Origin of the sequence: Rhizobium sp. LjRoot258 (genome assembly GCF_964254185.1) — a bacterium.
Taxonomy (GTDB): Bacteria; Pseudomonadota; Alphaproteobacteria; order Rhizobiales; family Rhizobiaceae; genus Rhizobium.
This window is the reverse complement of record NZ_CAXUST020000001.1, coordinates 3,907,501-3,932,769: the sequence shown is the minus strand read 5'-3', so window position 1 is coordinate 3,932,769 and position 25,269 is coordinate 3,907,501. Positions and strand designations below refer to the sequence as shown.

General features: G+C 60.4%; 18 protein-coding genes, 1 tRNA gene, 2 rRNA genes and 1 pseudogene (1 of these 22 only partly in view). 6 read left to right on the top strand and 16 right to left on the bottom strand.

The window, feature by feature from the left end:
- The first annotated feature begins 1 nt into the window (after position 1).
- Both ACSQ9D_RS19220 and ACSQ9D_RS19215 read left to right on the top strand, forming a co-directional pair.
- Complete coding sequence (locus ACSQ9D_RS19220; RefSeq protein WP_436283481.1) at positions 2–1,009, top strand: ABC transporter ATP-binding protein; 1,008 nt, start codon at positions 2–4, stop codon at positions 1,007–1,009.
- Positions 1,002–1,985, top strand: coding sequence for an ABC transporter ATP-binding protein (locus ACSQ9D_RS19215; RefSeq protein ID WP_436283480.1), 984 nt, complete (start codon positions 1,002–1,004; stop codon positions 1,983–1,985). The genes ACSQ9D_RS19220 and ACSQ9D_RS19215 overlap by 8 nt, the downstream gene beginning before the upstream one ends.
- Before the next feature lie 134 nt (positions 1,986–2,119).
- Here ACSQ9D_RS19215 and ACSQ9D_RS19210 read toward each other — a convergent pair whose 3' ends face one another.
- The 8 genes from ACSQ9D_RS19210 to ACSQ9D_RS19175 all read right to left on the bottom strand — a co-directional run bounded on the left by ACSQ9D_RS19210 (position 2,120) and on the right by ACSQ9D_RS19175 (position 10,802).
- Positions 2,120–3,148, bottom strand: coding sequence for a trans-3-hydroxy-L-proline dehydratase (locus tag ACSQ9D_RS19210; RefSeq protein ID WP_436283479.1), 1,029 nt, complete (start codon positions 3,146–3,148; stop codon positions 2,120–2,122).
- A gap of 9 nt (positions 3,149–3,157) precedes the next feature.
- Complete coding sequence (gene lhpI / locus ACSQ9D_RS19205) at positions 3,158–4,849, bottom strand: cis-3-hydroxy-L-proline dehydratase (RefSeq protein ID WP_436283478.1); 1,692 nt, start codon at positions 4,847–4,849, stop codon at positions 3,158–3,160.
- An 85-nt stretch (positions 4,850–4,934) separates the two neighbouring features.
- Entirely contained in the window at positions 4,935–6,176 is a 1,242-nt protein-coding gene (locus tag ACSQ9D_RS19200) for an NAD(P)/FAD-dependent oxidoreductase (protein ID WP_436283477.1), read from the bottom strand.
- A complete protein-coding gene (locus ACSQ9D_RS19195) occupies positions 6,176–6,898 on the bottom strand; it encodes an amino acid ABC transporter ATP-binding protein (RefSeq protein WP_047522604.1) in 723 nt (240 codons plus the stop codon). The genes ACSQ9D_RS19200 and ACSQ9D_RS19195 overlap by 1 nt, the downstream gene beginning before the upstream one ends.
- Positions 6,891–7,544, bottom strand: coding sequence for an amino acid ABC transporter permease (locus ACSQ9D_RS19190; protein ID WP_436283476.1), 654 nt, complete (start codon positions 7,542–7,544; stop codon positions 6,891–6,893). The genes ACSQ9D_RS19195 and ACSQ9D_RS19190 overlap by 8 nt, the downstream gene beginning before the upstream one ends.
- Before the next feature lie 12 nt (positions 7,545–7,556).
- Complete coding sequence (locus tag ACSQ9D_RS19185; RefSeq protein WP_436283475.1) at positions 7,557–8,222, bottom strand: amino acid ABC transporter permease; 666 nt, start codon at positions 8,220–8,222, stop codon at positions 7,557–7,559.
- A gap of 68 nt (positions 8,223–8,290) precedes the next feature.
- Positions 8,291–9,100 carry an ABC transporter substrate-binding protein gene (locus ACSQ9D_RS19180; RefSeq protein ID WP_436283474.1) on the bottom strand — a complete coding sequence of 270 codons (810 nt, stop codon included), beginning with the start codon at positions 9,098–9,100 and terminating at the stop codon, positions 8,291–8,293.
- A 184-nt stretch (positions 9,101–9,284) separates the two neighbouring features.
- Entirely contained in the window at positions 9,285–10,802 is a 1,518-nt protein-coding gene (locus tag ACSQ9D_RS19175) for an aldehyde dehydrogenase (NADP(+)) (RefSeq protein ID WP_436283473.1), read from the bottom strand.
- A 150-nt stretch (positions 10,803–10,952) separates the two neighbouring features.
- Here ACSQ9D_RS19175 and ACSQ9D_RS19170 point away from each other — a divergent pair, with 150 nt between their 5' ends.
- A complete protein-coding gene (locus ACSQ9D_RS19170; RefSeq protein WP_436283472.1) occupies positions 10,953–11,990 on the top strand; it encodes an Ldh family oxidoreductase in 1,038 nt (345 codons plus the stop codon).
- Positions 11,991–12,063: 73 nt separating this feature from the next.
- On the opposite strand, the gene ACSQ9D_RS19165 is transcribed toward ACSQ9D_RS19170, so the two are convergent.
- Both ACSQ9D_RS19165 and ACSQ9D_RS19160 read right to left on the bottom strand, forming a co-directional pair.
- On the bottom strand, positions 12,064–13,026 hold the full coding sequence (locus tag ACSQ9D_RS19165) for a dihydrodipicolinate synthase family protein (protein WP_436283471.1): 963 nt from the start codon (positions 13,024–13,026) through the stop codon (positions 12,064–12,066).
- A gap of 125 nt (positions 13,027–13,151) precedes the next feature.
- The gene (locus ACSQ9D_RS19160; RefSeq protein ID WP_436283470.1) at positions 13,152–13,856 is read right to left on the bottom strand and encodes a GntR family transcriptional regulator; all 705 of its coding nucleotides are present in this window, start codon (positions 13,854–13,856) and stop codon (positions 13,152–13,154) included.
- A 277-nt stretch (positions 13,857–14,133) separates the two neighbouring features.
- Between ACSQ9D_RS19160 and ACSQ9D_RS19155 the strand changes: the two genes are divergently transcribed.
- Both ACSQ9D_RS19155 and ACSQ9D_RS19150 read left to right on the top strand, forming a co-directional pair.
- Positions 14,134–15,933 (top strand): diguanylate cyclase, encoded by a 1,800-nt coding sequence (locus tag ACSQ9D_RS19155; RefSeq protein WP_436283469.1) that lies wholly within the window; start codon positions 14,134–14,136, stop codon positions 15,931–15,933.
- 253 nt (positions 15,934–16,186) lie between these two features.
- A complete protein-coding gene (locus ACSQ9D_RS19150) occupies positions 16,187–16,468 on the top strand; it encodes a DUF1127 domain-containing protein (RefSeq protein ID WP_436283468.1) in 282 nt (93 codons plus the stop codon).
- A gap of 133 nt (positions 16,469–16,601) precedes the next feature.
- Here the strand turns inward: ACSQ9D_RS19150 and ACSQ9D_RS19145 are convergent, their stop codons facing one another.
- Positions 16,602–17,486 (bottom strand): DUF2971 domain-containing protein, encoded by an 885-nt coding sequence (locus tag ACSQ9D_RS19145; RefSeq protein WP_436283467.1) that lies wholly within the window; start codon positions 17,484–17,486, stop codon positions 16,602–16,604.
- 677 nt (positions 17,487–18,163) lie between these two features.
- Entirely contained in the window at positions 18,164–19,210 is a 1,047-nt protein-coding gene (locus tag ACSQ9D_RS19140) for an AI-2E family transporter (RefSeq protein ID WP_436283466.1), read from the bottom strand.
- 430 nt (positions 19,211–19,640) lie between these two features.
- Between ACSQ9D_RS19140 and ACSQ9D_RS19135 the strand changes: the two genes are divergently transcribed.
- Entirely contained in the window at positions 19,641–21,476 is a 1,836-nt protein-coding gene (locus tag ACSQ9D_RS19135; protein ID WP_436283465.1) for an adenylate/guanylate cyclase domain-containing protein, read from the top strand.
- A 99-nt stretch (positions 21,477–21,575) separates the two neighbouring features.
- Here ACSQ9D_RS19135 and ACSQ9D_RS19130 read toward each other — a convergent pair.
- From ACSQ9D_RS19130 to ACSQ9D_RS19115, 4 genes and pseudogenes are all read right to left on the bottom strand, one after another.
- A pseudogene (locus ACSQ9D_RS19130) lies at positions 21,576–21,716 on the bottom strand (SDR family oxidoreductase); the annotation flags it as partial.
- Positions 21,717–23,369: 1,653 nt separating this feature from the next.
- Positions 23,370–23,446, bottom strand: a tRNA-Met gene (locus ACSQ9D_RS19125).
- A gap of 135 nt (positions 23,447–23,581) precedes the next feature.
- Positions 23,582–23,696 (bottom strand): 5S ribosomal RNA (rrf, locus tag ACSQ9D_RS19120).
- Positions 23,697–23,839: 143 nt separating this feature from the next.
- A 23S ribosomal RNA gene (locus ACSQ9D_RS19115) occupies positions 23,840–25,269 on the bottom strand; it runs 1,453 nt beyond the window's last position.

The following is a 25,269-nucleotide window of genomic DNA, read 5'->3' as shown; positions in this document are numbered from 1 at the left end:
AATGCACCCAGAAACAAAAAACGATGCACTTCTCGAACTGAGAGACTATTCGATCACCTTTGCGACGCCGGATGGCGAGGTGAAGGCCGTCTCCAACATGAACCTTTCGGTCCGGCGCGGCGAGCGCGTCGCGATCGTCGGTGAATCCGGATCCGGCAAGAGTCAGACCTTCCTCGGTGTTATGGGTCTGCTTGCCAAGAACGGCCGCACCAGCGGCCAGGCACTACTTGAGGGAAAGGACGTGTTGGCGCTGAAGTCGCGCGAACTCGACCGTGTCCGCGGAAAGGACATGGCTATGGTGTTCCAGGACCCCATGACGGCCCTCAATCCGTCGCTGCGGATTTCCCGACAACTGACGGAACAGCTGGAAGTCCACCGAGGCTTTACGGCGCGGGCAGCCTCTGCCGAGGCCCTGGACATGCTCAAACGTGTCGGCATCCCCGACCCGTCGCGACGCTTCAACCTCTACCCGCACGAGCTTTCGGGCGGCATGCGCCAGCGCATCGTTATCGCCATGGCGCTGCTGACCAAACCGAAGCTGCTCATCGCCGACGAGCCGACGACGGCGCTCGACGTGACGATCCAGGCGCAAATCCTTGATCTCTTCAACGACCTGACGGCGGAAATGAACACGGCGCTTGTCATGATCACCCATGATTTGGGTGTCGTCGCGGGCCTCGCGGACCGCGTCGCCGTCATGTATGCCGGGCGGATTGTCGAGGAAGCACCGGTCGACGAACTCTTCGAGGTGCCGGCGCATCCCTATACAGCGGCGCTGCACGCCTCCATCCCGCGGCCCGACCAGGACGTCGACCAGCTCGCCGTCATCCCCGGTCGCCCACCCAATCTGCAACACCTGCCAAAGGGCTGTAGCTTCTCGCCGCGCTGTCCCATGGTCCAGAACGATTGCATCGACGTGTCGCCGAAGCTCGAGATTCTGGCGGACCGTCATTCCGCGGCCTGCTTCCATCCCTTCCCGCGCCGTGAGGAGGTTTTGAACCATGGCTGACCGATCCCTTTTGAGAGTCGAGAACCTCACCACCCAGTTCGAGCTGCCGTCGAAGAGCTTCTTCAAGCCGCCGATGCTGTTGACTGCTGTCAACAATGTCAGCTTCGACCTGAGAGAAGGCCGGACGCTTGGCATCGTCGGCGAGTCCGGTTGCGGCAAGTCGACGCTCGGCCGTTCGATTTTACGTCTCCTCAAGTCGCAGAAGGGCCGCATCCTTTGGCAGGGGCGGAATCTGCTCGACCTATCGGACGAGGAAATGCGTGCGGCCCGCCGCGACATGCAGATCATCTTCCAGGATCCGATCGCCTCTCTTGACCCGCGCATGACCGTAGGCGACATCATTTCCGAACCCCTCACCGTCTTCGAGCCGAAGCTTACGAAAGCGGAGCGACAGACGCGCGTCCGGGAGATCATGGCGGCCGTCGGCCTGGTGCCCGAAATGATCAACCGCTATCCGCACGAATTCTCGGGCGGCCAGGCACAGCGCATCGGCATCGCCCGCGCGGTCGTGACGCGACCGAAGCTGATCATCTGCGACGAGCCCGTCTCGGCGCTCGACGTGTCGATCCAGGGGCAGGTGATCACGCTCTTGCGCAAGCTCCGGAAGGAGTTCGGGCTGACACTGATCTTCATCAGCCACGATCTTTCAGTTGTCCGGCTGATCTCTGACGACGTTCTGGTGCTCTATCTCGGCAAGGTGGTCGAGGCCGGCGATTGCGCCACCGTGTTCGACCGCCCGGCGCATCCCTACACGCAGGCTCTTTTTTCGGCCGCGCCGGTACCCGATCCGAAGCTCGCCCGCAACCGGCAGCGCATCCGGCTGCAGGGCGACCCACCCTCGCCGCTCAATCCGCCGCCAGGCTGCGTGTTTTCTCCGCGCTGCTGGAAGGCCACGGATATTTGCCGCACGGAAATGCCGCCGACCGAACAGGTTCGGCCAGGACAGTCCGCCGCTTGCTACCACATGGACCGCTAAGCCGGTTCCAACGAAAATCCCGAACGGCCCGCTGATTGTCCAGCGGGCCGTTCGGCTTTTATAGCGCACAAGCAAAGGTGCTCGAAGGAACCTTGAGAAGATCCTATCCGCACCGCTCAAAGCTGATTGGGCAATCAGCGGGCGCCCCAGGTGTCGGTGAGACGGTAGCCTTCCGGCCAGGGGTCGGAGGGGTCAAGCATGTGCTGGTGCGTGCCGGTGATCCAGGCGCGACCGGAGATTTCCGGCAGGATCGCCGGATGACCGCCGACTTCGGTGGTGCCGAGAATGCGGCCGGTGAAAGTGGAACCGATCAGCGAAACGGCGGTCAGTCTGTCCTCGAAGGTCATTTGCCCACGGGCGTGCAGCACCGCCATGCGGGCTGACAGCGCCGTGCCGGTGGGCGAGCGGTCGACCTTGCCGGGCTGGATCGCGACAGCAGCGCCGGCACGGAGGCCGTCCGTTGTGAGCTCCAAGGGGCCGGCGAAGAGGCAGAAGGAGAAGTGCTTCCAATCCGGATTCTCGGGGTGATGGAATCCGAACGCGGCATTGGCCGCGTTGGTAATCCGTACACCGAGCCGCGCAATGTCATGCGCCTCGTCCGGTGACAGGCGGAAGCCCATGGCTGCGGCGTCGACGATAACGAAACTGTCGCCGCCATAGGCCGTATCGACGGTCAATGTGCCCAGTCCCTCGACCTCCAGTTTTGCATCCAGCCGTTCTGCGAAGCTCGGCAGGTTCTGGACGAAGATGCGCTCGGCCTTGCCGTTGCGGCACTCGGCGCGCACACGAACCAGGCCACCGGGAGCCTCCAGAGTGATTTCAGTGACCGGCTCCTGCATCGGCAGGATGCCGCTGTCCAGCAACACCGTGGACACGCAGATCGAATTCGAGCCGGACATGGGTGGCGTGTCTTCCGGCTCCATGATGATGAAGGCGGCATCGGCATCGGGATGCTTCGGGGGCACCAGCAGGTTGACGTGACGGAAGACGCCGCCGCGCGGTTCGTTCAGCACGAAATTGCGCAGCGTCTGGTCACGGGCGATCCAGCGGCTTTGCTCCCAGATCGTTTCGCCGGGCGGCGGCGTCACGCCGCCAACGATGACATCTCCCACCTCACCTTCGGCATGGGCGGAAATCACATGGATGGTCTTGGTACTGCGCATGATACCTCCTCAGGAAAGCCAATCTGGCAACTGCGCCGGAACACGCCCAGTCAGAGCCGCGGTAACGCAATCGGAAAGACTGCCGAAGCGAACGGCACGACCGGAAAGCCCGGGGCCGTAGTGGGCATACTTGCCCGAATTCGTCATCAGGGCGCGGGTCCGCGTCGGGAACACAGGCTCGGAAATCGAACACCAGCAGAGATCGGGCAACACCTGTACGCCGGCGTCCTCCAATCTGCTTAGTAGGCCTTCGTTGCGCGCCTCGCTGATGACCTGCCGTCCGGCGGTGACGATCACCGTAACATCCGGGTGTCGGATGCCCTCGGCAAGCATATCTGCCAAGGCACGGCATTCGCTGAGGGAGGCATGAGGGCTGCCGATGGCGACGAGTTCTACTTCCTCCGGCCCTTCATTGAGAGCCGTCCAGGCCGCGGCCATGTCGGCGCGCAAGATGAAGGCGCGATCGGCGCCATCGGGTGCCGCGTCGGCGGCCTCAGGAGTGACGCCCTCCACATGCAACATGGGTGCTGCGGACGTGGTACCAAAAGCGGCGCAAAGGGCCTTGAGATCGTCCTGCGAAGGCTGCGCGGGACTGAGACCGCGCAGAAGCGGAATGCGGTCCGGTGCTGCGCGACCGGCGAGATAGCCGATCAGCGGCCAGAAAGCGTCATCGACGTGCTCAGGCAGTTCGACATCGACGATTAGCCGCGCCTTGCGGTGCTCGTCGAGATAGACACCGGATAGCGGCGCGCGGGCCGTCAGCGCTATGCAGAGATCGAGGAAGTCGGGGTGCTTTGCAGTCCTGGCCCCGAGGACCGTGTTGGCGAAGATCACCGCATTGGATTCCGCCCATGCAATGGATTCGCCTGCCTTTGGCGCGCTGTCGAGCAGGTAGGGAGAGCAGGTGAAAGTCGGCCGACAGCCCATGCGGACATAGGCGTCGGCAAGCCGCGATGCCGGGTCGCCGAAGGTCGACGGTACGCCTTGCGCTTGCCAATTGGCGCGATCCACGGAAATGGCGTTCATGGTCGTCGGCACGCGAACCTGCGCCCCCATATCCGCCATCTTCTCCGCAAAGGTGAGATTTGCCGGGCTGGCGTAGATACAGCCGTCAATATGGCCCTGCGTGACATCCACGAGCCCATGTGCACCTTGCTGCGCCGCCATGGCGCAGATGATGCGCATGGCCTGCTGCACGGCGACACCTTGCCGTCCGTCAAGCATGGCGCGATCGGCGTCGGTGAGGTCGAGCGTAGCGGTCGCCGGAGGAGCGATCGAAATCTCCAACCCGTCCGCCACAACCGCCGTATCGCCGATCTCAGCCGTCTTTGCGCGGGAGAGCGCCGCAAAGGCTTCCGGCCCAAGCCTCAGGACCGGCAGCGGCTTGCCGAACATTTCGGATGCGATGAGCGCGCCGAGCGTCAGCACATCCTCAGCCTCGGAAAAAACCAAGGCGGCCGGTGCACGCCCTGTCAGGACAAGATCAAGGAGCACGCCGGAACCCGTGCAGGACCCGCGGCTCGACGGCATCATCAGGATGCCGTCTGTCAGGCAGGTCCCGTGAAGCGGGTGGTGCACGTCGATCACGCTGCCGGTCGCCGGATCGACCCCACCCCAGAAGCTCAACGCCTCCTTGGTGGCGATGACGGGACCTTTGGCGGAGCCTGCGAGAATGCTGCGATCGAGTGCGGATTGTTTCATGTCACGCGAGCCTTGAGCGGAGAGATGACGGTCACCAACGGGGCGTTGCGAACCAACATCGCGGTTGGCACGCTGTTGGCCTCCGTCAGAATCTTTGCGGCGAGAAGAACGCGATGTCGATGGCGGGCTTCTTGCCTGTCAGCAGATCCGCGACGATCCGCGCGGTCCCTGCCGACTGAGTCAGGCCGAGATGGCCGTGACCGAAAGCATAGACAACCCGCTGACTGTCGCGGGCATGACCGATGGCGGGCAAGCTGTCGGGCAAGGATGGGCGGAAGCCCATCCACTGAACGCCACCTTGCGGCTTCAGGCCGGGAAGGAAACTCCCGACCTTCTCCAGCATCGCCTCCGAGCGACGGAAGTTCGGCGGGAGCTTGAGCCCCCCGAGCTCGACGGCACCGCCGATACGGATACCCGTCGATAGCCGGGTAACGACAAAACCGTGACCGCCGAAGGTAACCTGGGTGCGCAAGTCGAAAGCCTCGGGAGGAAGCGTGGTGTTGTAGCCCCTCTCCGTTTCCAGCGGAATGTTCTCGCCGATGGTGCGGGCCACTTGATGGGAAAAGGCGCCTGCCGACAGGACCACGCGCGCGGCGCATCGCGAACCGCCGCCGGTGCTTACAACATCGACGCCTCCCTCTACGGGATGCAACGCCGTTACCTCCGCGCGCTCGATTGTGCCGCCCATGGCGCGGAGATGGCCCGCCAAGGCAAGGGTATAGAGCTTGGGATCAGCGATGGAGTACCAGCCCGGCGTGAAGGTGCCATGGGTAAAGCGCGGCGCGAGGCCGGGCTGGATCTCAGCCATGCCGACCGCATCGAGGTGATGGAACTCAACGCCGTGCGCTTCCCGCGCCTTCCAGCCGGGAAGCGAGGCGTTCAGCTCCGCTTCGCCCTCGTAGACCTGCAGATTGCCGTCCTTGCGCAGCATGGCTGCCGTGCCGGTCTGCTGCAGAAACGGCTCGAGCTCTGCCTTCGAAAGATCCATCAGCGCTGTTTGCGCCGCTGTGGAATGTGCGACACGGCCCGGCGCACAGGCACGCCAGAACCGGAACATCCAGGGTGCGATCTGCAAGGCATAGGCAGGCGGGACCGACAGTGGACCGAGCGGATCGAGAAGCCACTTCGGTGCTTTCTTCAGAATGCCAGGCGAGGCAAGCGGCAAGATGTCGGTGAAGGCGAAGGCGCCGGCATTGCCTGCCGATGCTCCAGCAGCGGGACCCTCTCGGTCGAGTACGACCACCGAAAGCCCTCTTGCCTGTGCTGCGATCGCCGCAGATAGCCCAACGACCCCCGCGCCGATCACGATGACATCAGGTCCGGCCATCAGCGCACGCTCGCCAGGAACTTCTGCGTTTCAGGATGTTGCGGCGCGCCGAAAATCTGATCGGGCGTACCGATCTCGGCCATGATGCCCTGATGGAAGAAGGCAACACGCTTGGACACGTCCCGAGCAAAGGCCATCTCGTGGGTGACACAGATCATCGTCATTCCTTCTTCGGCAAGCATCTTCAGTGTGTCCAGCACTTCGCCAACGAGCATGGGATCCAGCGCCGATGTCACCTCGTCGAACAGCATGTATTCCGGCGACATGGCAAGCGCACGGGCAATCGCCATGCGCTGCTGCTGGCCGCCCGACATGCGGTTCGGATAGACCTCCAGCTTCTCGCCGAGGCCAACATGCGTCAACTGCTTGACGGCAATCTCCTCGGCTTTGTCCTTCGACAGGCCGAGAACCTTGCGGGGCGCCAGCATGACGTTTTCCAGTACGGTCAGATGCGGGAAGGCATTCCACTGCTGGAAGACGATCCCGACCTTGCGACGAAGCTTGTTGAGGTCGGTGCTCTTGGCATGAACCTCGGTGCCGTCGATGACAACGCGCCCCGAATCGACAGGCTCCAGCCCGTTGATGCAGGTGAGCAGCGTCGACTTGCCCGAACCGGAACCGCCGATGACGGTGACCACTTCGCCTTTTTGGACGGTGAGGTCGATGCCTTTTAGAACCTCCAGTGGACCAAAGGATTTGCGAACGTTTTCAATCTCAATCATTGGGGGACCACCGTTTTTCGAGATACCCGCCAATCCGGGCGATGGGGAAGCTGATGATGAAGTAGACGGCGCCGCAGATCATCAAGATGAACAGCGGCTCCTGCAGCCGGGTAACGAGAATCTGCGAGGCGCGCAGCAACTCGATAAGGCCAAGCCAGAGCACCAGCGCGGAATCCTTCATGACGCCGAGCGTCAGACCAATCCAGGACGGCAGCGAAACGCGGGTGGCAAGAGGCGCAACAATATAGCGCATATCCTGCAACCAGGTCATGCCGAGCGAGCGGGCCGCACGACGCGTGGTTGGTGGCACCGAGGAAATGCCGCCGCGCACGATCTCCGTGCAATAGGCGGCGGTGTAGAGCGACAGCACCACACAGGAGGTCGTGAACGGAGGCCAGCCAAGCCGCATGATCGACTGGAGTGCATTGCCAAGCACAAGCTGGATCAACAAAGGCACCGAGCGGAAGACGTCGAGCGCGAAGGTCAGCGGTGCGGACCAGTAGGGCCCGAGTTCGACGCGGATCATTCCGAAAAGGATTCCGAGGAGGGTGCCGGCAGCGACCGAAACGGCAGTGACAGCAAGCGTCATCCCCGCGCCTTGCGCCAGGAAGGCCAGATCACCCCAGGTGAGGGTAGCATTGAACATCTCTCACCTCTCTTAGTAGCGAAACATACGCCAGGCGAGCGCCCGGGCAGCAAGGGTCAGAACCTTGGCGATGACGTAGTAGATCACGGCAGCCAAGGCGAAGAATTCAAAGGTGCGGAAGGAGCGTGCATTCAGTTCCTGGGTCACGCCGGCAAGATCGGTGTTCATGCCGACGGTCACGCCAAGCGAGGTCATTAGAACTGCCCAGACCATTTGGTTGGTCGCCGGCAGAAAGGCCACGCGCAGCATCTGTGGCAAGACGATCAGGCGAAAGGTCTGCATCGACGTCATGCCAAGCGAGCGCCCGGCCCGTGTCTGCGTGTCCGGGATCGCCTTCAGCGCGCCGCGGAAATTTTCAGCCAGGTAGCCGCCGTTGTTGAAGGCAATGCCCACCAAGAGCGCGGTAAATGGAGTGAGGTGAATGCCGAAATTGCCAAGGCCAAAATGGGCCATGTAAATCTGGAACAGCGCAGGCGTATTTCGGGCGATCTCGACCCAGGCCATTGTGAAGCCGCCAAGGATGCGGTTGCCAGATAGCCGGAACAAGGTCAGCGCGATCGCGCAAGCCAGTCCGATGACCATGGACAAGAGCGCAATCTGCAGGGTGACCAGCGCACCATCAAGCATCTGCGGCAATGCTTTGAGGGCTTGGTTCCAGTGGAAGGTGTAGTTGAACATGACCGTCTCACCTTGTTGTAAAGCTGCGGCGCGGGGGATCGCCTCGCGCCGCGGGAGAAACGGTCAGATCAGCGGTATACGCCATTGACCGCGAGAGACGGTACCTCGCCGCCGACCCACTTCTTGTAGAGTTCGTCGTAGCGGCCGGTGCGAACCTGCTGGTTGATGAACAGGTTCAGGTAGTTGATGAGGCCGTATTCCTCACGGTTGGTGAAGAGCGCGACGTAGTCGATGTCGAAGGGCGCCTTGCCGACCACTGAGATGCCCGCGAACTTGCCGGTCTTGACGTTCGCCATCGCCACGGTCGAGGTGGAAACGGTGGCATCGAGCTGACCCTGGCTCAGCGCCAGGAATACGTCGGCCTGCGTCTGGTAAGGACGGAACTCGCCGGTACCCCACGCCTTGACTTGCTGCTCGAGCGCGATCGCTTCATAGGTGCCGGCCGTGGCGCCGACGACCTTGCCCTTCATGTCTTCGAAGGACTTCACGCCCGACTTCTCGTTGGCGGTAACAGCCATCTCGAAAGCAAAGTAGGGAACCGTCATGCCGACGGTCTTGGCGCGTTCGAGTGTGTCGGACGTAGAGGCAACGCCCACGTCGACGCGGCCCGACATCAACGCCGGAATACGTTCAGGGAACGGGGTCTCAACGATTTCGGCAGTGACGCCCAGCGCCTTGGCCAGATCGTTGCAGTAGTCCACGTCGAAGCCAATCGGATTGTTGTTTTCGTCGCGCGAACCCATCGGCGGGAAGTCCAACACGACAGCGCAACGCAGCGTGCCCGAACCGATGATGTCGTCCAGCTTGTCGGCCTTGGCCGGGCTGGTCAGGAGGGTGGCGGCGGCCAGAAGGCCGAAGGCGAGGACCGAGGATTTCATCTTTTCTCTCTCCCAGAGTTGGATTGTCCATTGACGGATGAGGCGCACTATTCCCTGTCAGCGCGCGCAAATCAATGTAAAAATACATCCAGTATACAAAAAGTATAAGATTATCGATATTCATGTCGACAAAAAAGGGCGGCCAAGTCGTGGCCGCCCTTGCTTTTTCTATCGGCAGTAGGGATCAGCCGAGAAAATCTTCCGGCAGAAGCTCTTCGGACATGTTCTGGTACGAGACCGGACGCAGGAAACGCCGGATCGACATCGTGCCGACGCTGGTGGCCCCGAAGTTGGTCGACGCCGGATAGGGCCCGCCATGGACCATGGAATCGACCACCTCGACCCCAGTGGGGAACCCGTTAACCAGCACGCGTCCAGCCTTGCGCTCCAGCACGGGACGCAGGCGGCGCGCGTCAGCAAGATCCCCCGCATCCATATGGATCGTGGCCGTCAACTGGCCTTCGAAGCCGCGCGCAAGCTGCTCCATCTCATCGATTGTCTCCACGCGCACCACGAGACCGAGCGGTCCGAAGACCTCTTCGCCCAGTGCGTGATCGGCGAGGAACTGCGCGCCCGTCGTCTCGAATAGGTTCGGGGCGGCAGAACGGTTGGAGGTTTCGCCGACGAACAGCGGCTTAACGGTATTGCGGGTTGCAAAGCGCGCCTGCCCATCCTGATAGGCCTTCGCGATCCCATCTGTCAGCATCGTCTGCGGCGCCACCTTGCCGAGTGCCTCGACCGTCGCGGCTACGAAGCGATCGGCGTCGGCACTCTCGGTCACTACAGCGATCCCAGGGTTGGTGCAGAACTGACCGGCGCCCATCGTCAGCGACCCCGCCCAGCCCTGGCCGAGCGTCTCGGCACGCGCCTTCAACGCTTCGGGCAGCAGAAACATTGGGTTGACAGAACCGAGCTCGCCAAAGAACGGGATCGGTTCCGGTCGCGCGGCGCAGAGATTGAAGAGTGCGCGGCCGCCGGCGAGTGAGCCGGTGAAGCCGACCGCCTTGATCCGTGGGTGCTGCACCAGCGCATGGCCAACTTCGCGGCTGCCGCCCTGGATCAGCGAGAATACCCCCGGATGGACACCCGTCTTGCGGATGGCCGCCTCGATGGCCTGCGCGACAATCTCACCGGTCCCTGGATGCGCCGAATGGCCCTTGACAACGACAGGGCAACCTGCCGCCAGCGCGGCCGCGGTATCGCCACCAGCAGTTGAGAAAGCCAGCGGGAAGTTCGAGGCGCCGAAGACGCCAACCGGGCCGATCGGGCGCTGGATGAGCCGGATCTCCGGCCGCGGCGCTGGTTGTCGGTCGGGCAGCGCGGCATCGAGACGGCGGTCGAGATATTCGCCCTTCTCAATATGATCGGCGAAAAGCCGCAACTGGCCGGTCGTGCGACCCCGTTCGCCCTGCAGGCGCGCTTCCGGCAGACCGGTTTCCTGGCTACCGATCTCTGTGATCGCCTCGGCGCGAGCCTCGATCTCGTCAGCAATGGCACGCAGGAACGCCGCTCGCTGCGCGCGAGTGGAGTAGCCGTAGCTCCAGAATGCATCTTCGGCAGCTTCACATGCGCGATTCACCAGGTCTACCGTGCCGACGGCGAACTGATGCACTGGACCATGCGCCGGCGCGGATGCAAAAGTACCAACTCCGTCGAGCCATTCGCCAGCGACGAGGTGTTTTCCATTGGGAGTGAAGACCATCTGCGATTCCTTTCTTGAGAGCCCGGAGTGCTTTACGCGAAAATCCATCCGCAGGCGAATTGCACGCGTCGGATCTTTGTATACTCTATGTATTTACAACATCAACACTCGATCGCCATTGGCGGCCGGGACATCCATGAGAGACACAAGATGAGCGATAACACCACCCTGACCGTCCCGGCACTGCAGGAGCGGGTCGATGCGATCTTCCGCAAGGCCGGCCTCAACGAGATCCAAGCCGGCGCACTCGCTCGCGTGATCGTGGCTGGCGAACGGGATGCCTGCAAATCGCATGGCATCTACCGGATCGAGGGTGCGCTGCGCACCGTGAAGGCGGGCAAGGTGAAGCCGGATGCGGTGCCGGAACTGCTGCTGCAGGAAGGCTCGGCGATTGTGAAGGTCAATGCTAAGGGCGGCTTTGCCAATCCGGCCTTCGAACTCGGCCTGCCGGCACTCGTGGAGCGTGCCCGTTCCTGCGGACTTGCAGCACTCGTCATCAACGACTGCACGCATTTCTCCGCGCTGTGGTCGGAAGCTGAAGGACTGACCGAACAGGGACTTGCCGGCCTGGTCATGTGCCCGAGCTATGCAACCGTTGCGCCGACCGGCGGCAACAAACCGCTGCTTGGCACCAACCCCTTCGCCTTTGCCTGGCCGCGCGTCGGCCAGCCGCCCTATGTCTTCGATTTTGCAACCTCGGTCGCCGCACGCGGGGAAATCGAGCTGCACCGGCGGGCCGGCAAGCCGTTGCCTGAGGGCTGGGCGATCGATGCCGACGGCAATCCGACGACCGATCCGGAAGCCGCACTCGCCGGCGCCATGCTCCCCTTCGGCGGACACAAGGGGTCAGCCATCGGCACGATGATCGAGCTGCTGGCCGGCATCATGATCGGCGACCTGACGAGCCCCGAGGTGCTCGACTATCTCGGCACGACGACACTTGCCCCTTTCCACGGCGAGTTGATCATCGCCTTCTCCCCCGAAGCCTTCGCCGCCGGCCGGCCAGGCAATCCATTTGCGCGGGCAGAGACACTGTTCGAGGCGATCGTCGGCCAGGGCGCCCGCCTGCCCTCGCAGCGCCGCTATGTGGCGCGCGCAAAATCCGAAGCCGATGGCATCACGCTCACCGACACCGAAATCAAGCAGCTCGCTCGGTTGTTCGCACTCGGCTTGGAGGCGGTGGCCTGAGCCACGGCTTCATATGCCGAAAATGCAAAAAGGCCCTGCAAACGGAGGGCCTTTCAGTTGAGAGCCTTTGAAATCAGGCCTTGTATTTCTCAACAGCACCGGAAAGCTTGCTCCATTCAGCATACCAGGTGTTGAAGAGCTTGAACTGAGACTCGACATAGCCGCGCTGGCTGTCCGTCAGGACGTCGGTTTCGTTGAAGTGCAGTGTGTATTCCTTGTCTCCCTTCAACACCATCATGTGCTTGAAGAAGAGGACGAGGTCCGGACCTTCGTCGAACGAGGAGAGAACGGCAAGCGCTTGCTCGAGCTCCAGCGCCCGCTGGCGGGCATCGGCATTGCCGGCAGCGGCGGCTTGGGCGAGGTTGCAGAGATGCAGTACTTCCTTCGGCAGGACGTTGCCGATGCCGGTGATGGCACCCGTCGCACCGCAGTTTACGAAGCCGTGGAAGACTGCCGTGTCGACGCCGATCATCAACGAAACGCCATCATCTCGGCTGGTGATGTTTTCTGCGGCATAACGCATGTCAGCGGCGCCGCCGAATTCCTTGAAGCCGACAAGGTTCGGATGCTCGGCACGCAGCGCGAAAAACAGATCTGCGCGCGTGGCGAAGCCATAGTAAGGGCTGTTGTAGATGACCGCCGGAAGATCCGGAGCAGCCGAAAGGATTGCCTTGAAGTGCGCCTTCTGGGCCGCAATCACCGGGCCACGCGACAGGACGCGTGGGATGACCATCAGGCCCTGCGCCCCAACCTTCTGAGCATGGGCCGCGTGCGCAACAGCAGAGGCGCTGTTGACGGCGCCGGTACCAACGATGACCGGGATGCCGGCCTTAACCAGGCGCTCGACGCCTTCCATGCGCTGCGCGTCGCTCAGGAGCGGCCAGTCACCCATGGAGCCACAGTAAACGACGGCCGACATGCCCTGCGCGATCAGCTCTTGGCCCTTGCGAACGAGGGCATCGAAGTCGGGGGTACGATCTTCCTTGCAGGGGGTCATCAGAGCCGGAATCACACCGGAGAAAATCTTGGCCTTCATTGCGAAACTCCTGTTGCCTGGCGGACGGACAGGGATCGACGCGCCACCACTGGCGCCGGTCCCCGCGTCTTCGAGAGCAGTTATAGCACTTGCATATTATTTGTCGACAAAAATTATGCAGTCGATCAAAGGGTGATATCCAGCTTTCCGCCGCGTGCGAAAAGCCTCTGTATTTGCTGCACGATCTGCTCGGCATGGATCGTTGCCAAGCGATCGGCGGCCTCGCTGTCGCGCGCGGCGATGACGGCGATAATGTCCTCATGCTCATCAACAAAACGCTGCGGCAGGCGATCCTCATAGGATTGGTAGTAGAGCCGCAGGATGCGCCGCCCCTCATCGAGAAGGCGATTGAAGAGGCCGGTAAAATAGGCGTTGCGTCCGGCCTCGGCGATGGCCGAATGGAAAGCGGCGTTGGTGGCAATCATCGCCAAAGCATCCTGCGCCGCCACGGCGGCGGCAAAGTCGGCCTGATGCGCGCGGATCACCTGCAAATCCTCAGCGCGGTGATACTGGGCGGCCAGACGCGTGGTCACGCGATACATTAGTACCAAGGCATCGAAGAAGGTGTGCATGTTGAGGAAATCAATGTTCGAGACCATGGTCGAACGATTGGGCAGCGTGTCGATCAGCCCTTCGCCCGCCAGTCGCACCAGCGCCTCACGGATCGGAGTGCGCGACATCTTGAACCGCTCGGCCAGTTGCACCTCATCGATCGGGCTGCCGGGCGGCAAAACCAAATCAAGGATCTCATCACGTAAGAGGTCGTAGACCATCTTGACGCCGGAGCCGCGCTTGCGTTCGGGAGTGGAATTCGTGTCGGTATCAGTCATCCTAAAATCCTGTTGTCGACAAAAGGAATACTTTTTCTGGCGCTCGGGATCAATAGCGCCGGCAACCCCGGCGAGTGAATGGGCACGACGTCACGGGAAATAGACAAAAGGGGCGGCGGCTGCCATTGACAACGTGATAGACTGCCAGCGACGCTTCCGTTGGCGCCAGCCTTGCGTTTCGGCTGGATAGTCTGAATTAAGTGCTCATTTATCGCTCTAGTTTAGCATCGCAGGACGCCCACTCAGGCGAACCAAGTGTCGCGGAGTACGAGACAGGATGCGGATCAGTACGATCACCAACTGGGCATACGCCGTCACGGTTGTGCTCACCATTCTCTCAGGCGGGGCGTTCATTTTGTCCGCCCATAGCGCCGTTCGCGAACGAACCGCGGTCGAGACCCGCCAGCAGCTCGACGAGCTTGTTGATCAGCTGGCCATAGCAGCCGAACAGACCACCGAGGACGCTCGTTTGTTCGTGATGCGAGGAGAGGAGCGCCATCTTCAGGCATTTCGCAACGCTGAAGAAGAGGAACGCGCTCGCGAACACGCAATCAAGGGCTTGAAGTCGACCGACCTGTCGCCACAGGAACTCGTTGCGCTACGCCGGCTGGAAAGTGATGCGGAAGCACTGGACCAGATCGAGGAAAAAGCGATTGCTGACTACGGAAACGGCAATCGCGACGGTGCGCGGCAAACCCTTTTTGGACCGGAGCACGAACGCTTGCAGACCGACCTCCTCGCCAGTGTTCAGCATTTTATCGATCTTGTCGCGACCCGCGCCGACGACGAGTTCACTGGCGCAAGAGCGCGAACCGATCTCTGGGATACCATAGCCAAGTCCATGTTAGGGCTGACCGCCGCCGTCTTCATCGGCGTTCTGTATTTTGTCTTGAAGCGTCGGGTGGCAACGCCGCTGCTCCGAATGACCGGGATCGTCAATCGACTGGCGAAACAGGATTACGACGTCGAGGTGCTTCCTGACACTCGCCGCGACGAAATCGGCGAGATGAACGAGGCGATCCAGATCTTCCGAGACAATGGCCTGGAACGAGAGCGCCTGGATGCGGAGCGGCGCCGTGACCAGAAGACGAAGGATCACATCCTTCACATGATGCATCGGCTTCAGGCCTGCCAGCAGCAGGAAGAACTTGCCGAGGTCGTTTCGCTTTTCGCGCCCCAGATCTTTCCGCACCTCGCCGGACACTTGTACCTCATGAACGGCGGCCGGTCGGCGCTGACCTCCGCCAGCCGTTGGCTTCAGCCAAAGCGGTCGCACGACTTGCTGGCGCCGGCGGAATGCTGGGGATTGAGACGCGGCAGACCCCATGTCAGCGACCATTCGCGCGACGATGTGCCCTGCCAGCATCTGGAGGAGGGGGACGATGCTTGCATCTGCATACCGCTGTCCGCCCACGGCGATACGGTCGGCCTCCTCTATTTCGAGGGAACGGATGGCGGCAAGGCCATGGAGACTGCAAGGCTCTACATCGAAATCATCGCGGAGAATATCGGACTGGCGATCGCCAATCTGCAGCTTAGAGACCGACTGACACATCTTGCCATAAGAGATCCCCTCACAGGTCTTCTGAACCGCCGCTCGCTGGACGACGAAATGAACCGGCTACGCCGAGACACCGTGGATCGCCCGACGGCCTGCTTGATGGTCGACATCGATCATTTCAAGCGCTTCAATGACGAGTTCGGACACGATGCCGGCGATCATGTGATGCGGCAGGTGGCGACACTCATGGCCGACACGGCCGGCAAGTCCGGTTCGGTCTACCGCTTCGGCGGCGAGGAATTCACGATCGTTCTGCCCGAGGCAACGGGGGAGTCTGCCATCGATGTTGCAGAGAAGCTTCGTAGCGCAGTTGAGGCCGCGCCCGTCACCTATCAGGGGCGGCCGCTGGGGACTGTAACGGTGTCAATCGGGATTGCGTCGACGGAAGATGGCAAGCCGGCCGCCACTCTGTTGCAAAGAGCAGACGCTGCCCTGCTTCGGGCGAAATCGGAGGGCAGAAACATTACCCTCGTCGACGGGTCCGATGGATCACCCAATCGCCGCCTTGCCGGGTAGGCCTTCACGGCCGTCCGCTGCGGCAAGAACACACCTCCGCCTCCCACTGAAGGTGGCACAGCTGTTGCAAGCCCGATACCAGAGCGCACGATCCTGAGGCCGACTCAGCCGGCGATACTGCTTGCCCGGCGCGCCAGGTGTAACCAGTTTCCCCTCTACTGAAATCATCGCGAAACCGCGCCCTCCCACACCGCGAACCTCAACGAGCCTGATGTGGGTATCAGCCTGTCGGCGTTGAACGAAGAGGTAGACAATGAGCAATTGGTCTTTGGAATCCCATGCTCCGCTACCTTTCAGGGCGGCTCCGGTGCGGGCGGTGTCGACGACAATTCGTCAGCTATTTGGGTACGTGGCGCACCGGCACCAGATTCGACAGGACACCAAGCGATTGGAATTGGACGACCGGGCGCTTGCCGATATCGGCGTCAGCCGCGGGGAGATCATGTACGCCATGCGAACGGGCGCATGCCGAAGAGCGAGAACCGCCGCATGCTCCGCTCCAGTCAGCGAACTCAACCTGCTCTTTCTCACCTGACGCCGCCGTCATAAAAAGGGGAGGTTCAGCGGGTGTTTTTGAGCGCAGCCTCCTAGGAAACCATCCGCTGCTGTGCGGCGGCTATTAAGTCGGCAGTTCGTCGCCACGCTTCGCGCCCGCCCGGAAGGCGCTCCTATAGCGATCGGTATGGGATCTCGGATGGCCTTGAAGCTTCAATGGTCAAGTGCTTAGTGGCGATCGAAGCTGCCTGGAGAATTCGCTCCTTCTGCAGGCTGGGGCCGACGACCAGGGTATCAATCCCAATGTTCGTCCGTCCATGGCTATCTTGACCCAGATCGAGGTCGACCTCAAAGTACGGCACCAGCATCGTTGCCGTCCCACGGACTTTCACAGACTGATGGTCAAGCGGCACAAACTTCGAAATGATGCGCCATTCGCACTCCTCGCGAAAGGAAGGATCCTTAAAGGCACATGCCAGTTGCTGGTAGCGGGTGACGATCTGGTTTGCGAACTCCTCGACCCGCTCGTCGTCCAACGTGGTGGCGGCATCGATCGTCGTCAAAGAATGTACTATGAATTCCTTAGCGAGTGCTGCTTTCTGGCTTTGCTCATAGATGCACTTAATCAGGCGGAAACCCGACCTTTTCGCAATCTTTTGCAGGTCACCAACAACAAACCCCAGGCATACTCCCCCTCCGGCACCATAGCCCCTCCACTGGCTCAGGAGGTCATCGTCCTCCGCAAAGGACGCGGTGTAGACATATCCCTGCTTGAAGTAATCAACGAGAGAGGCAACCCGAAGCAATATGGCCTGATGTCCTGAGGATGCGTTTTTTGCGCGGGCTTCCGCTTCTGTCCTTAGATAGCCGAGGCCGTAGGCGAACTCCTCTGAATCATTCAGATAATGGATATTTGTCGCCCAAATCACTTTCGAGCTGACAATACCGAGAAGCCCTTGAAGCGTTGTGTAGTGGAAAAGGCGCGGCTGCCTTGTCGCACTACCCCTGCCGGGTGATGTCGGCAAAAGGGACAGGTGATTGTCAATCAGGTTTGGCATCGGTCGAGCTCCGTTGAGGGCAGAACCACTCTACTCGTCCCGGGTCGGAATGTGCGTCCGCATCTTATCGGCGAAGCGACCTGGTTTAATCTTCCGGATCAACATGTGACGATCCCGACATTCCCAGACAGGATTGCTTGCCCACACCGAGCAACCGCCTGCCGGCAGTTCGCCTGCCTATTGTAAAGGATACTCTACTCTAAGAGACTATCGTCCCACAACCAAGACAAGAAACATTGATTGAATGCTGTCAGGCTTGCCCAGCATGTAAGGAAGAAGTGTGTATGGAACTTCCAGACCCTTTCATGACTGCAAAATTCCTATGTGTCGGCACCGCCGTTGCAGGGCGTTGCTGGTGGGCCTCCTCAGTTCGCCAGTCATGCGCAAATTCGCGGAAAACCCTACATTGCCGATCGAGGTCCAGTCTCGATAGCATTACCTTTGTCAGCAATGATCGACTTGCGACGATAATCGGGAACACAAATGCCACCCCAAGCAGAGGGCAGAGGCGCTACATATCAACACGCAATAGAGGCTGTTGGCGTTGAAGATCGGATTGCTGATCCGTGGCTGGTCTCGCTCTCTTGGCAATGCCGGCCGGTCGGCTTCCCAACCGTCAGCCCGGGGAAATTCCGGAAGGCTGAAGGCAGTCGTGGCTGCCCGATCGCGCCGCAGATCTAGGGCGGTGGTGGTGCCGCGTCGCCCTCGCCACCGGCTCCAAACAGCTCAACGACCCATTGGCTGGATGGATGATGACGACAAAACGTCAGCAAGGCGATCGAGATCGGGACGCCGATGAATGCACCGAATATTCCCCAAAGGTAACCCCAGGCGAATACGGAAAACAGCACGATGACGGGCGAAAGGGACAGCGCGTTGCCCGAGACACGTGGCTCGATGTAGCTGCCGACGGTGAATTGAATGAGATTCAGTCCCAGGAAGATCGCCAGTACCGACTGCCAGCTGTCGAACTGAATGAGGGCAAACATGGTGGGGAACAGCGTTGCTACCAGCGGTCCAATAAACGGGATATAGTTCAGGGCGAATGCTATGGCACCCCATTCTTCGGCGAGGGGCAGACCAACCGCGCGTGCGAAAAGCCATACAAGCAGCCCGGTTGCGATGCTCATCACCGTCCTGATAGCCATATAGCGTCGAAGTTTCTGCGCCGTTTGGCGGCTGCCGTCCAGGAGGAGTTTTCTCGCGACCTGACTTCGCATTCCGGCAATCCTGCGCTCGAAATCCTCGACCTCCATTATTCCAAGCAGAACGTATGTCAGCGCGATCAACCAGAAACTGAAGGCGCTGTTGACGCGGCTGCTGACGGTCTGAACGGCACGCAGGATGGAAGCCGCTGAGAAGCTGTCGGCCGAGAGCACCGCAACGACGATGCCGTGGTCCTCCAGCCACAGACGGATTTCCTCATAATGCTGCTGGAAGCGCGACGCGTCGGCTATGACCCACCGCCCCACCTGCCCGAAGGACCAGGCCACGATCCATGCGAAAACCACGAAGGCCAACACGACGACGAGCAGACTAACGAGGAGCGCGACATATCGCGGAACAATCCTCTGCATGCTCCGCTGCATAGGCCACAGAAGAGCAATCACCAGGAGGGCAAATGTCAACGGAGCAAGAACGGTATTTGCCATCGAGAGCATGGCAACGAGAAGAAGCACCGCAATCAGAACCGGGGTTGCAGGAACCGTTCTCCTTGCCAGCATCGTTTCCTCGTCGCCTAGGGTGTATTCTTGAAAATCCGTCCATCCTTGATGAGCTGACCAGATCGTCGCTGGAGAAAAGGATGCGCGCAGCCGCAACCGGCGCCATGAACAAGGTGCCGACACTTCTTGCCCAATCGGAACATGGCATCCCTCCGAACCAGCGGCCCCTGGAATACAGGAACCTAGCACTGTAGATTAGTGAAATCTACTACTTGACCGTTTATAAATCTCCGTGCCCGATCTCAATCGGTTGACCTGCAGTCGGTCGATCTCGCTTATCATAGGTGCCGATGAGCGCCGGATTCATCACGCACTAGGCCAGGCCGACAATCAGGTTCACTCGCTTGTTTCCGATGTCAGAATGTGATGGACTGGCCAGACGCAAATCCGAGCTTTCGTCGCAAGCGTTCACCCTCACAGGAATGGTTGCATGCGCAAACTGGCTGCTGTTCTCTGCATCGATATCGCCAGTTACAGCAAGCTGATGGGGCGCGACGAGGCTGGCACGCTTGCCCGCGTCAAGGCGGCGTTTGCGGCATTCGATCCTGTGCTAGAACGACACCATGGTCGCATCGTCAAACTCATGGGCGACGGCGCCCTGATTGAGTTCGCAAGCGCCGTTGATGCGACAGCGGGCGCTATCGCGCTGCAAAGCGTGGCTTCGGCAACCGACCCAACCCTTCGCTTCCGCATGGGCCTCAATCTGGGAGATGTGATCGTCGAGGACGGCGATCTCTATGGCGAAGGGGTCAACATCGCAGCGCGGTTGCAGGCCCTCGCCGAGCCGGGTGGTATCATACTCTCGGAGACGGTGCGCGAGCACGTAGGCGGAAAGTTGAACGTTGCCCTTGAAGATCTCGGGCCAATGTCGCTGAAGAACATTGAGCGGCCCATCCGTGTCTTCGCCATCCAGGGTGGCTCGCCGGCGGAGGCCAGATCCAGCCGCGAGCGGATCGGGATCTGCGTCTTGCCGTTCGCCAATATCAGCGGCGATCCGGAGCAGGACTACTTCAGCGCGGGCGTCACCGAGGACATCATCGTCGATCTGAGCAAGCTCTCGTCTCTCACGGTCATCTCCCGCGCGACGTCCTTCAGCATGAAGGCCCAGAGCGCGCGAGCGATCGCGCAGCAGCTCAATGTAGCCTATGTGCTCGAAGGCAACGTACGCAAGGCAGGTGAACGAATCCGCCTTTCCGCGCAGTTGGTCGACGGGACAAACGATGCGACCGTCTGGGCCGAGCGCTTCGACCGGGATATCAAGGACGTCCTGGCGCTGCAGTCAGACCTCGCAAAGGCTGTCGTTGAGGCGCTCCGGCTTCGCCTGCTGCCCGCAGAGCGCCAGGCGCTCGAGCGCTATGCACCGACCGACCCCGAGGCGTACAAGCTGTTTCTTCTGGCGCGGCAATACAACATCACGGGATCAGAGCGGCACTTGCCGCTGATCATCCGGCTCTGCCGCCGCGTGACCGACTTGGAACCTGGCAACGCGCGTGCCTGGGCACTTCTTGGCGAAACACTCAATCGCCTCAGGCGCAGCATCGGTGGCACCGAGACGGGCGAAGCGGAAATCGACCGCGCCCTCGAACTCGATGCCGGCCTCGCCAGCGCCCACGCTGGAAAGGCGCTGCTGTTTCTATACAGGGGACAATTTGAGGAGGCAGAGCGCCGATGTGCGATCGCCCTGCAACTTGAGCCGGACGACTATGCCGCCAATCTGGCCGCTGGGCGGACCTTTGTCATGCAGCGCCGGTTCAACGACGCCATTCGCTATTTTGAGCGGGCTGCAGCGCTGGCGCCCGCAGACTACAACGCCGCCGCGATGGTGATCCAATGCTACCAGGGCAAGGGTGACGAGCCGGCGGCGCTTGACGCCTGTCGCCGTGCGCTAGTGCGGATCGAGCGCATCGTCACTGCCGAACCCGACCATAGCGGCGCAATCGGGCATGGGGCCGGTATCCTTGCGCTCCTCGGTGATCGCGAGCGAGCCCGCGAATGGGCGTCACGCGCCAGCCTGCTGGAGCCCGACAACATTCAGCTCCAGTCAAATCTTGTTTGTGCATGGGCAATAAGCGGTGATGCCGCATCGGCGCTGGACGCACTCGAGCGCATTGCACCGAAGATGAGCCCTGAATTGCTGGTGTGGATGGAAAACGACAACGACTTGGACAGCTTGCGATCACTGCCGCGTTTCGCTCAAATCATACTTGCAGCAAGATCTCGCTTCCAGGATGGGGCCGCCTCGCCGCACTACGGCCCTCTAAAGTAGCGCATTTGGTCGCAAGCATCGTTGGCTTTGGGGACTCCGCCGCTGCAGAGCGGAGCCCGGCAGCGCGATCGGGGATGATGTCGCTGGCCGTCACCTTTGTCAGATCGACTTAACCTCACCGCCATCCGTGCGTAGCGCCGGCCGGTCATCCACCGGGCTGCCGGCGAGACCAGGAAGGCTATGAGAGCAGCGATCTCTTCCAGCGCGCCATAGGGCAACGCCGGCTTCCTGCGGAAACTTGCCCCAGACCGCCAGGAAGCGCGGCTTATGCCTGCGCGGATAGGTTTGAAACGTCGGGCAGAGCCCGACATGCTCTTGTGGCTTTTTTGGTTGCCTCTTGTCACAGCAAAAGGTCCGCCTCCAAAGAGACGGACCAATCTCAGCCTAGTCGATGTTGCCTGTCGCGACCTATTACTTCTGCGACACGATTAGCCTGCGTCGCAACGATTAAGAATATCCTAATGCAGGGTCGCCTTATGGCAAAAATCGCCGTCCGTTGAGGCCGACGGGCGCGCCGTGGTGGTGACAGTGATAAAGGTCGCCTATCGGGCCGGCGCGCATGGCACGCCCCTAAAATTCGTTTCCGATCCAACTTGTGTAAAGTAGCCTGTCGATTACACTTCGGCCATCCATGTATGACTTACTGTCAATGTCGAAGCGGAAGGTTGTCTTCTTCAAACCGCGCGGCAATCGGTGTCTAGCGACCGGGCTCGTTTCTCTTGCGTCTTACAGGTCTCGACGCGCGAACCAGAGCTAAAGGCGGCGCGTCGTAAAACGACAAATAAATGTCGTACATTAGATATCACGAAATTAAATGAAAGTTAAAGTGCGGCGTAACGAAATAAAACGCGCGCAAATCGCGCCGGGAACGCATCAAATGACTCCGTCCGAATACAGGGCGGCGCTGGCTGTCACTGGTTTGACGGCAAGCGTCGCCGCAGAGCTTTTTGGCGTCGATGAACTCACGAGCCGCCGGTGGGCGTCGGGTGAACACCCGGTACCCCGTGCGGTCGCGCTCAGCCTATGGCTGATAGCATCTTATGGCGTTTCCATAGCCCAAGCACGAGTTCTGTCCGAAAGTCCGAGGTTACCAAAATCGGCTTGAACGCTGACGTGCCGAATTCTCGGTGAGTGCCGCCCTCAATAGCTGCAGGAGCGGCCGTTACCGGGTCTGAATCCATCCGCGCAGCCTGGGTTTAGCGGATAATCTCTGCCATGTTGATATGCTGCAGTAAAACCCTGACTACCCCGGCTTGTAGGCGTTGCACAGGCCGAAAAGATGGTAGAAAGCCCGATCAGCCAGCCGCTAGAAATGCCAGAAATCGGGTCATCAGGTCATCATGCCTCTCCTTGAGAGGCGATTTCCTACCCCGAGCGCAATCTATCACACCATCCCAAGTGCACGGGATGGTTCACTGGATGAATGCTTACAGGAGTGCGTGTGGCGGGCGTAGAACGCAACAAAGCCCTCCGACGAGGGAGGGCTTTGTTGATGATGTCACTTGTAGAATTTGGTTGCGGGGGCAGGATTTGAACCTGCGGCCTTCAGGTTATGGTCCGCAGGACGAGGAGCTACCATCGCCAGCGAAGATGAAGTCTTCGCGCCAGCGATATCGCTCTGGTCTCTGTCGGAAAGTTTTGGTTGCGGGGGCAGGATTTGAACCTGCGGCCTTCAGGTTATGGTCCGCAGGACGAGGAGCTACCATCGCCAGCGAAGATGAAGTCTTCGCGCCAGCGATATCGCTCTGGTCTCTGTCGGAAAGTTTTGGTTGCGGGGGCAGGATTTGAACCTGCGGCCTTCAGGTTATGGTCCGCAGGACGAGGAGCTACCATCGCCAGCGAAGATGAAGTCTTCGCGCCAGCGATATCGCTCTGGTCTCTGTCGGAAAGTTTTGGTTGCGGGGGCAGGATTTGAACCTGCGGCCTTCAGGTTATGAGCCTGACGAGCTACCGGGCTGCTCCACCCCGCGCCAAGGGGACGTTGTCCCCGGAAGTATACGCTCTGCGTTGTGTCCTTCAAAGCAGAAAGGACCGCGTTGGGCGGCCCTTTGTTTTCGGCTTGGGCCGTTGGTCGTGATGAGAAGATTGTTTGTTGCGTTTTGCAGACCTGGCAGCGACCGACTCTCCCGCGTCTTAAGACGAAGTACCATAGGCGCTGGGGCGTTTCACGGCCGTGTTCGGAATGGGAACGGGTGCAGCCGCCCCGCCATGACCACCAGGTCAGCGAAGCGCAACATTTGAGAAGCTGGTGAGACGTTTCCGTCTCGTTTTTACCGGACGAAGGCTTTGCCTTCGCCGGGGGAACACGTCTTGGCGTCATCTCCCGACACTGAAGTGTCGGACATGAGCATTGATCAATGAGAACGATCAAGCCAATCGAGCTATTAGTACCGGTAAGCTTCACACATTGCTGCGCTTCCACACCCGGCCTATCAACGTGGTCGTCTTCCACGGCTCTGATAGGGAATACTCGTTTTCAGGTTGGTTTCCCGCTTAGATGCCTTCAGCGGTTATCCATTCCATATGTAGCTACCCTGCTATGCCCTTGGCAGGACAACAGGTCCACCAGAGATATGTCCATCCCGGTCCTCTCGTACTAGGGACAGATCCTGTCAATATTCCTACACCCACGGCAGATAGGGACCGAACTGTCTCACGACGTTCTGAACCCAGCTCACGTACCGCTTTAATTGGCGAACAGCCAAACCCTTGGGACCTGCTCCAGCCCCAGGATGCGATGAGCCGACATCGAGGTGCCAAACAACCCCGTCGATATGGACTCTTGGGGGTCATCAGCCTGTTATCCCCGGCGTACCTTTTATCCGTTGAGCGATGGCCCTTCCACGCGGGACCACCGGATCACTATGACCGACTTTCGTCTCTGCTCGACTTGTCAGTCTCGCAGTCAGGCGGGCTTATGCCATTGCACTCGACGACCGATTTCCGACCGGTCTGAGCCCACCATCGCGCGCCTCCGTTACTCTTTCGGAGGCGACCGCCCCAGTCAAACTACCCACCATACACTGTCCCGGATCCGGATAACGGACCGCGGTTAGACATCCATGACGATAAGGGTGGTATTTCAAGGATGGCTCCACGGAAACTGGCGTCCCCGCTTCAAAGCCTACCACCTATCCTACACATGCCGACACGAATGCCAGTGTAAAGCTATAGTAAAGGTGCACGGGGTCTTTCCGTCTGACCGCAGGAACCCCGCATCTTCACGGGGAATTCAATTTCACTGAGTCTATGTTGGAGACAGCGGGGAAGTCGTTACGCCATTCGTGCAGGTCGGAACTTACCCGACAAGGAATTTCGCTACCTTAGGACCGTTATAGTTACGGCCGCCGTTTACTGGGGCTTCGATTCAAAGCTTGCACCTCTCCTCTTAACCTTCCAGCACCGGGCAGGCGTCAGACCCTATACGTCGTCTTGCGACTTCGCAGAGCCCTGTGTTTTTGATAAACAGTCGCTACCCCCTGGTCTGTGCCACCCCACAATACTTGCGTAGCATGGGGTCACGCTTCTTCCGAAGTTACGCGTGCAATTTGCCGAGTTCCTTCAACATAGTTCTCTCAAGCGCCTTGGTATACTCTACCTGACCACCTGTGTCGGTTTCGGGTACGGTCTATACGGTGGAGCTATTTCCTGGAACCGCGTCCCTGCCCAGACAATCCAATAAGTCTGAACAAGTTGAGCAATCCGTCACTACCACCAGGCCCACGAATATTAACGTGGTTCCCATCGACTACGCATTTCTGCCTCGCCTTAGGGGCCGGCTAACCCTGCTCAG